The following is a 6,830-nucleotide window of genomic DNA, read 5'->3' as shown; positions in this document are numbered from 1 at the left end:
CCGTCTCGGTCTCGCCCGCTTCCAGACTGTCATACGACGCGGCGTCGAAGCTGTAGCTGCCGTTCGGGTTGAAGGTGAGGCCGGCGGGGGCTTCGTCGGTCAGCTCGTAGCTGGCGACGCCATCGTCGGCGTCCGTCGCGGACACCGAACCAGTAACCGTCGCGTCCTCGGTGACGCTGTTGGTCGCCACAGCGGCAACCGGGCCGTCGTTCGTGCCGGTGATGGTGATGGTGAACGTCTGCTGGTCGGAGGCCTCGCCAGCATCGTCGCGGGCCAGGTAGTCGATCATGATGACCTTCTCTTCGCCAGCCTTGAGATAGTCATAGTCGCTGGCGTCGAACTCCCAGGCGCCGGTCGCATCCATGGACAGGCCGGGAGCGGTACCGACCAGTTCGTAGGTGAAGGTCATCCCGTCGACGTCGCTGGCGGGCGGGACCTGCCCGGAGCTGACCGCGTCCTCGTTGAGGTCGATGGTCACATCGCCGCCGTTTACCGGCGCGTCGTTCGTGCCGGTGAAGTTGAGTGTGAAGTCGGCGACCGAGAAGACGTTGTTGTCATCTCGCATCTGGTAGGAACCGCCGAGCGAGCCCACACCGCCCTCGGCAAGCGCATCCCAGTACGAACCGGGAACGAATGTGAAATCGCCGTTTTCATAAACGGTGATGACGCCCTGGTCGCCGGGAAACTCGATGACCACGACGCCGCCAACAAGGGGCTGCTGATTGAAGGTAGACACGATCAGGGGACCCGCGCCCGTGTCGGCGCCGGCGCCGTTGTTGGCGAACAGATTGCCGCTGATGGTCTGATCTTCGGTGAGGTCGAAAACGTCATTGTTGGCGGGCATGGTCAGCTTCCTTCGGGTCTGCGGGCCTCTTGGGTCCGCGAAATCGGTTGGTTGGCGTGGCGCCGAACGATCCGGGGTTCCGGGCGCCAGGCGAGGGTCGATAGGCGGACTCACGGACGCAGGAGTCCGCACGCCGGATCAGGCCGGCGTTTTAGGCGATGCTGTATTGGTGACGCCCAGCGGGCGCGTGCACTTGCAGGGACAAAGTCGTCCCCGGACTCTCCACATGACATGGCTCGGGTTTTCTGAACCCGGCCCCCCTTATTGCAGCACTATTGAGCGGTCATGTTTTGTTAAGCATCCCCGTTTTTGGGTATGGCCGCCGAATTGCCAATCATTTGAGGCAGTTTCCCCAAATGCGCGATTTCGCATCGGGCCCGTCAGGAACTCTGACCAGTTAACCCTCTCCAATGAACGGTAACGTACAGAGCCGTTTGTTCGCGTGATTGGCGACTTCGGCCCATTAACCACTAATCCGACATTCACGACTGTTCACGCCAGCGCCTGATGCACCGGTTACTGACTCGGTCGGTAGTGGGCGTTCGACGGGCTTCAGCTGATCCTGAAGGGGAGCAGGTGGGCGTAGAACTCTTCCCGGCTGCCCACGCCAAGCTTGGCGTAGATACGGCGCAGGTGAGTCTTGGCGGTCTCCTGGGTGATCGACAGACTGGACGCCAGGTCTGCCAGCAATTCGCCGTCGGCAAGCCGGCGAGCGAGCACCGCCTCGGCCGCGGTTAGACCGAATCGCGGGCCGAAATCGCCCCACACGGCGCCTGCTCGATCCTGGCTGTCGTAGACGACGCAAGCGACGGCGGGTGCATGACCCTCCGGCACGAGCCGGGCGCATCGCAGCAGCAGGAAGGCCCCCTCCGCCTTGTCGAGAATCCAGGCTGAAGCCACGTCGCCCAGTTGCCCGACGAAGGCTCCGAAATCGGACTGGCGGTTCCGGTCGCTGAAGGCCAGCGCGCCGTCGTGGACGCGCAGCACCGAACGACGATCCAGCGCGCGGAAGTTGTCATTGGCCCAAAGGATCTGGTGGTCGTAGTCCATCAGGAACGCAGGCCGCGTTCCATGCGACGGCCAGGCGCCGAGGTACGCGTCGGGACTGCTCACGCCAACAAAAGCCACGCTTGACCTGGCTAGACCCTGCACGACGCCGGACCTGCCAACCGCAGTGCAGCCGCGCACGGCCTCCACCGGCGCCCCGACCCGTCCGGGCCGAAGGCGAACGCGACGCCGCGCTCCTCGAATGCAAAGGCGAACATGGACAAATCCCCCGATAGTCCGTGCAGGCAGCCGTCTATAGCGCGGCCGCTCTCCATACCGTTGGCATTAGGGGCTCGTTCACCGTCTTGCTTGAATGATCGTGACTCATTGTTGTATCGGCGTTCGCCTTACGGTTACACTGGCGCACCGGCACACCGCCGGCGAGTGAGTACGCGTGAAGCAGGCCGACCCCAGTGATTCCGTCGCGTCTGAGCGCGAGCCGATTCCCATCCTTTACTATTCGACGTCGGACCTGCCGGTCTCAGAGCGCTATCAGGCGTGGTATCTGCGCGACTGGCCCCGCACCGAACCGGTCTTCCGCACCGAGCCGTACGAGCCGTTCGACACCCGCTGGGAGTCGGCCCAGCTCGGCCCGGTCGTGTTCGTCTACTGCGAGATCACCGGCATGCGCTGGGAACGGCGGATCCAGGACATCCGGGTGTCTGACTTCGATCCCCTCATTCTCAGCATGATGATCGAAGGCGCCGCGCACGGCGACATGGACGGGCGGGCCTTCCGTGAAACCTCGGGCACCTTCCACATCCACGACCTCGCGAGACCGTCGCTGCACGTCTCGACGGCGAGCCGCACCTACAGTCTGGTGATCCCCCGTGCGGTGGCTACTGAGGTTCTTGCCCCCCTGCACGACCTGCACGGCCTGGTGGTATCGGGAGAGCCGGCGACGATGCTTTTCGCGCACGCGGCCTATGTTCGGGAGGCCCTGCACCGACTTGATCTGGCGCATGCGGATCGGTTGGGACGGGCATTTCTCGATCTCCTCGCCCTCGCGCTGGCGGAGGCGCGGACAAGCAGCCCCTCCCCCGTTGGGGCGGAGAAGGCGCTGCGGCGGCGGGCCGCCGAGGAAATCGAAAAACGTCTTGGCAGCGGGGGGATCGCCGTATCGGATTTGTGCCGCGCCCTCGACGTATCGCGGGGAAGGCTGTTCGCTGCCTTCCAGTCCGATGGCGGCGTTCAGGCCTATATCATGACAGAGCGGCTGGGCCGGGCGCGCGTCGCATTGGCTGACATCGATCGGGCTGAACCGATCGGGGGCATCGCCCATCGGCTTGGTTTCAGCGACGCCCCCCACCTCAGTCGCGCCTTCCGCCAGCGCTACGGCATGACACCACGCGAGTACCGGCGCCTGCTCACAACGGACCGCGAACTTCTGCGCGCCAGCGAGGATGCCGGGTCGAGCGCACCGGACTGAGGGCGCGGCATCGGCAGAAGATCCGCGCCGCCGGGAAGGTCCGCCGGCATGGGGATCGATGGAGGGACAGCCGCCCGCCTCAGCGGCTCGCGGCTGTCTTTATCCCGGCGCGACTACTGGGCGGGGCGCACCTCGAGCGGCAGGCCGAGAGCCTCCAGTTGCGGGCGGACCACCGAGGCGTCGCCGACGACGACCCAGACGAACTGGTTCGGATGGATGGCCTGCCGGGCCGCTTCGTCCATCTGGGCGGCGGTCAGCGCGCGGGTGCGGCTGGCCAGCGTGGCCTGATAGTCGTCGGGGCGGCCGTAGAGGGCGTTGGACCGCAGGGCGCCGAGAATCTGCGCCGATGTCTCGAAGCCGCCCGCGAGTGAGCGGGTGTTGCCGTTGATGGTCCGTTCCAGCTCCTGCGGCGTGACCCCGTCGGCGGTCAGGAAGCGGTCGTACTGGGCGATCAGGGCGGCGACGGATTCACCGGTGCGGTTGGCCTGAACCGGCGCGTTGACGATGTAGGGGACGCGGTGCTCCAGGGCGTTGACCCCGCCGCGCACGCCATAGGACCAGCCCTTGGTCTCGCGCAGATCCGCATTGATGCGCGACAGGAAGTCCGAGCCGAGGGTCACATTCGCAGCATTCAGGGCCAGCAGGTCATCGGTGCCCGAGACCGGCAGGACCGCCCCGCCGTAGATCAGCGATTGCGGGGATTGGGGCCGGTCGATCAGAACGATGCGGCTGGTCGTCGCCGGGATGGCGGCGGCGAAGGTCTTGGTTCCCTTCGGCGTCGGGGGCGCACGCCAGTCGCCGAAGGCGGCTTCCAGCTGCGGCGTCACCTGCGACAGCGGCAGATCGGACACCACAAAGATGGTCGCGTTGTCCGGGCGCACCCAGGCGTCGTGCTCGGCGACCAGATCGGCGCGGGTCAGCGCGGTCAGCGTGGCGTCGTCGCCCGAACCGGTGAAGGACCGACCGTACGGGTTGTTCTCGCCGTACAGCAGCGGCGGCAGGGCGCGGGCCGCGATGGCGCCCGGGTTGGTGCGCTCGCTGGCGAGGCCGGACAGGCGCTGGGCGCGGATGCGCTCGATCTGCGCCGGGGCGAAAGCCGGGTTGCGAACTACATCCGCCAGCAGCGTCAGCGACGGCGTCAGATTGGCGGTCACGGTCGAGAGGTCGGCCGAGGTCCGGTCCATGGTCGCGCCGAGGTTGATCGAAGCCCCGAGACGTTCTTCTTCCTGGGCCAGCTGGTTGGCGTCACGGCTGGTCGTGCCTTCGTCCAGAAGGTCCAGCATCATGGCCTGGGCGCCCAGGCGGTTGGCGCGGTCCGCGGCGTAGCCGGCGTCGAACTCCACGGCCACGCGTGTCACCGGAACGGTGTCGACCTGGGCGTAGACGACCTTCACTCCGTTCGACAGGGTCACGCGTTCGACGTCCGGGAACTGCAGGTCAGGGACCTGGCCGATGGTGGGCATCGGATCGCGGGCGACACGCTGGATTTCGGCAGCGGGCGCCGGGGTCGCGCCCGACGGAGCGGCTTCCGCATAGGCTTCACGCTCGCCCGGAGCGATGGTCATGTCGAACACGGGACGGGTAAGCCAGCGCTGCATGGCGGCAGTCACCTCGGCCGGAGTGACCGAGGCGTATTCAGCCAGCTCTTTCTTGTAGTGGTCCGGATCGCCCGCATACAGCTGGCCTTCGGCGAGGACGTTCGCCTTGCCGTTGACCTGTTCCAGGCTCTGGATCCGGCCGGAGACATAGCGGGTGGCGACGCGGGCGACCTCTTCCTCGGTCGGACCATGGGCGATGAAGTCGGCGACGATCGCGTCAAGGCGACGGCCCACCTCGGCGGCGTCCTGACCGGGTTTCACATCGACCGAGATGTCGAAGATGCCGATGCGGTGGAAATCCGACAGGGAGGACGAAACCCCGACAGCCGTCTGTTCATCGCGGACCAACTGGTTGTCCAGGCGCGAGGAGGCGAGGCCGCCCAGCACGGAGGCGGCGACCGACAGCGGCACGGCGTCGTCGCTCAGCAGGCCCGGCACGGCCCAGCTGCGGGTCAGGCGGGTATTGGCCACCCGGTCATGCATGGTGGCCACGATCGGGGCGGCGAGGGTCGGCACATCCGCCTCGGCCGGGGTGTTCACCGGGCCGCGGGCAATGCGGCCGAAATATTTCTGCATCAGCGGCCGGGCGGTGGCCTCGTCGATGTCGCCGGACAGGACCACGATGGCGTTGTTCGGACCATAGTTCTCGCGGAACCAGTTGCGCACCGTCTCGAGGCTGGCTGCGTCAAGATCGGCCATCGAGCCGATGGTCGAGTGACGATACGGGTGGCCTTCCGGGAAGAGCGCTTCCAGCTGGGCGTATTCGAACAGGCCGTAAGGCTGGTTGTCGCCTTGACGCTTCTCGTTCTGGACCACGCCGCGCTGCAGATCGAGCACGTCCTGGCCGACCTCGCCGAGCAGATAGCCCATGCGGTCGCTTTCAAGGAACAGGGCCTGCTCCAGCGCCGGGGTCGGAACGGTCTCGAAATAGTTGGTGCGGTCGAACCAGGTCGTGCCGTTCAGGTTCGACGGCCCCAGGTTCCGCATACGGCCGAGATAGCTGCCCGGCGCGTTCTCAGACCCCCCGAACATCAGGTGTTCGAACAGGTGGGCGAAACCGGTCGAACCGGCGGGCTCGTCCTTGGAGCCGACGTTGTACCACACAGACAGGGCGACGACCGGGGCCTTGCGATCCTCGTGCACGATCACGGTCAGGCCGTTGTCGAGCGTGAACCGCTTCCACGGGATGTTCACCTCGGAGACCAGCTCGGCCACGGGCGCGGCGCGAAGCTCGGCGGCCTGCGCGGCGGTCACGGCGGTCGGGGCGGCGGCGGTCTGCGCCAGACCCGGCGTGGCGGGGGCGATTACGGCGATGAGGGCGGCGAGCGAGACGGCGCGAAGACGCATATGAGACGGTCCTTTTTTGCGGGAGCGCGCGGACATTACCCGACCCGCTCGATCACGCAATCGCCTCGCTCATCCATTCGAGCGGCGTGACAGGGCACGAAGGGTCGCGCCACCCGGTGCGACTGGCGTTCGAGTGACGAACCTCGCCCGCTCGAGGGCTCAGACCCGTCTCACCCGCCAGTGCGAGGTGACGACGGAGAGAGGGCGCGGCGGACGCGGTCGATCAGGTCCTTGGGCTCGAAGGGCTTGAGGAGGTAGCCATTGCCGCCCGAGGCCATGACGTCGCGGACGATTTCCGGCGTGCGGTTGGCGGTGACCATGACGACCGGAACCCGTACGTTCCAGCGACGCAGGTTGCGCAGCACCTCGACGCCGCTGGTGTCGGGCAGGCTTACATCCAGCAGGACCAGATGCGGCTCGAACCGCGTGGCGAGGGCGGTGACGCCCGCGCCGGTGGCGGCGGTCAGCACCTGATATCCCGCCTGGGTCAGGATGAGGTCCATCGCCTCGCGTAGCATGGCGTCGTCTTCGACGATCAGAACCCGGTTAGACAAGGCGCCCTCCC

The 6,830-nt window shown here is 66.7% G+C and carries 5 protein-coding genes; 1 reads left to right on the top strand and 4 read right to left on the bottom strand.

Annotated features, from left to right (window positions below; translation table 11 throughout):
- Together GGQ87_RS09840 and GGQ87_RS09835 are read right to left on the bottom strand one after the other, a co-directional pair.
- Positions 1–844, bottom strand: an 844-nt coding sequence (locus GGQ87_RS09840; RefSeq protein WP_168047001.1) for a VCBS domain-containing protein, incomplete at its 3' end; no start/stop codon positions are given.
- A gap of 552 nt (positions 845–1,396) precedes the next feature.
- Positions 1,397–1,894: a helix-turn-helix transcriptional regulator gene (locus GGQ87_RS09835; protein WP_168046999.1), complete on the bottom strand. Its 498-nt coding sequence runs from the start codon at positions 1,892–1,894 to the stop codon at positions 1,397–1,399.
- 391 nt (positions 1,895–2,285) lie between these two features.
- On the opposite strand from GGQ87_RS09835, the gene GGQ87_RS15630 reads away from it, so the two are divergent.
- Positions 2,286–3,320: a helix-turn-helix transcriptional regulator gene (locus GGQ87_RS15630; protein WP_168046997.1), complete on the top strand. Its 1,035-nt coding sequence runs from the start codon at positions 2,286–2,288 to the stop codon at positions 3,318–3,320.
- A gap of 113 nt (positions 3,321–3,433) precedes the next feature.
- On the opposite strand, the gene GGQ87_RS09825 is transcribed toward GGQ87_RS15630, so the two are convergent.
- Together GGQ87_RS09825 and GGQ87_RS09820 are read right to left on the bottom strand one after the other, a co-directional pair.
- Positions 3,434–6,265 (bottom strand): M16 family metallopeptidase, encoded by a 2,832-nt coding sequence (locus GGQ87_RS09825; RefSeq protein WP_168046995.1) that lies wholly within the window; start codon positions 6,263–6,265, stop codon positions 3,434–3,436.
- Between the two features lie 170 nt (positions 6,266–6,435).
- Positions 6,436–6,819 carry a response regulator transcription factor gene (locus GGQ87_RS09820; protein WP_168046993.1) on the bottom strand — a complete coding sequence of 128 codons (384 nt, stop codon included), beginning with the start codon at positions 6,817–6,819 and terminating at the stop codon, positions 6,436–6,438.
- Between the last annotated feature and the right edge of the window lie 11 nt (positions 6,820–6,830).

The organism is Brevundimonas alba (genome assembly GCF_011927945.1).
GTDB classification, from domain to species: domain Bacteria; phylum Pseudomonadota; class Alphaproteobacteria; order Caulobacterales; family Caulobacteraceae; genus Brevundimonas; species Brevundimonas alba.
Note: the sequence above shows the minus strand (reverse complement) of the source record. Positions and strands in the feature narration are given on the sequence as shown.

Bases quoted from the DNA above. Each gene is read 5' to 3' on its own strand.
- GGQ87_RS09835 (WP_168046999.1), bottom strand. From the start codon at position 1,894: ATGGACTACGACCACCAGATCCTTTGGGCCAATGACAACTTCCGCGCG.
- GGQ87_RS09825 (WP_168046995.1), bottom strand. From the start codon at position 6,265: ATGCGTCTTCGCGCCGTCTCGCTCGCCGCCCTCATCGCCGTAATCGCC.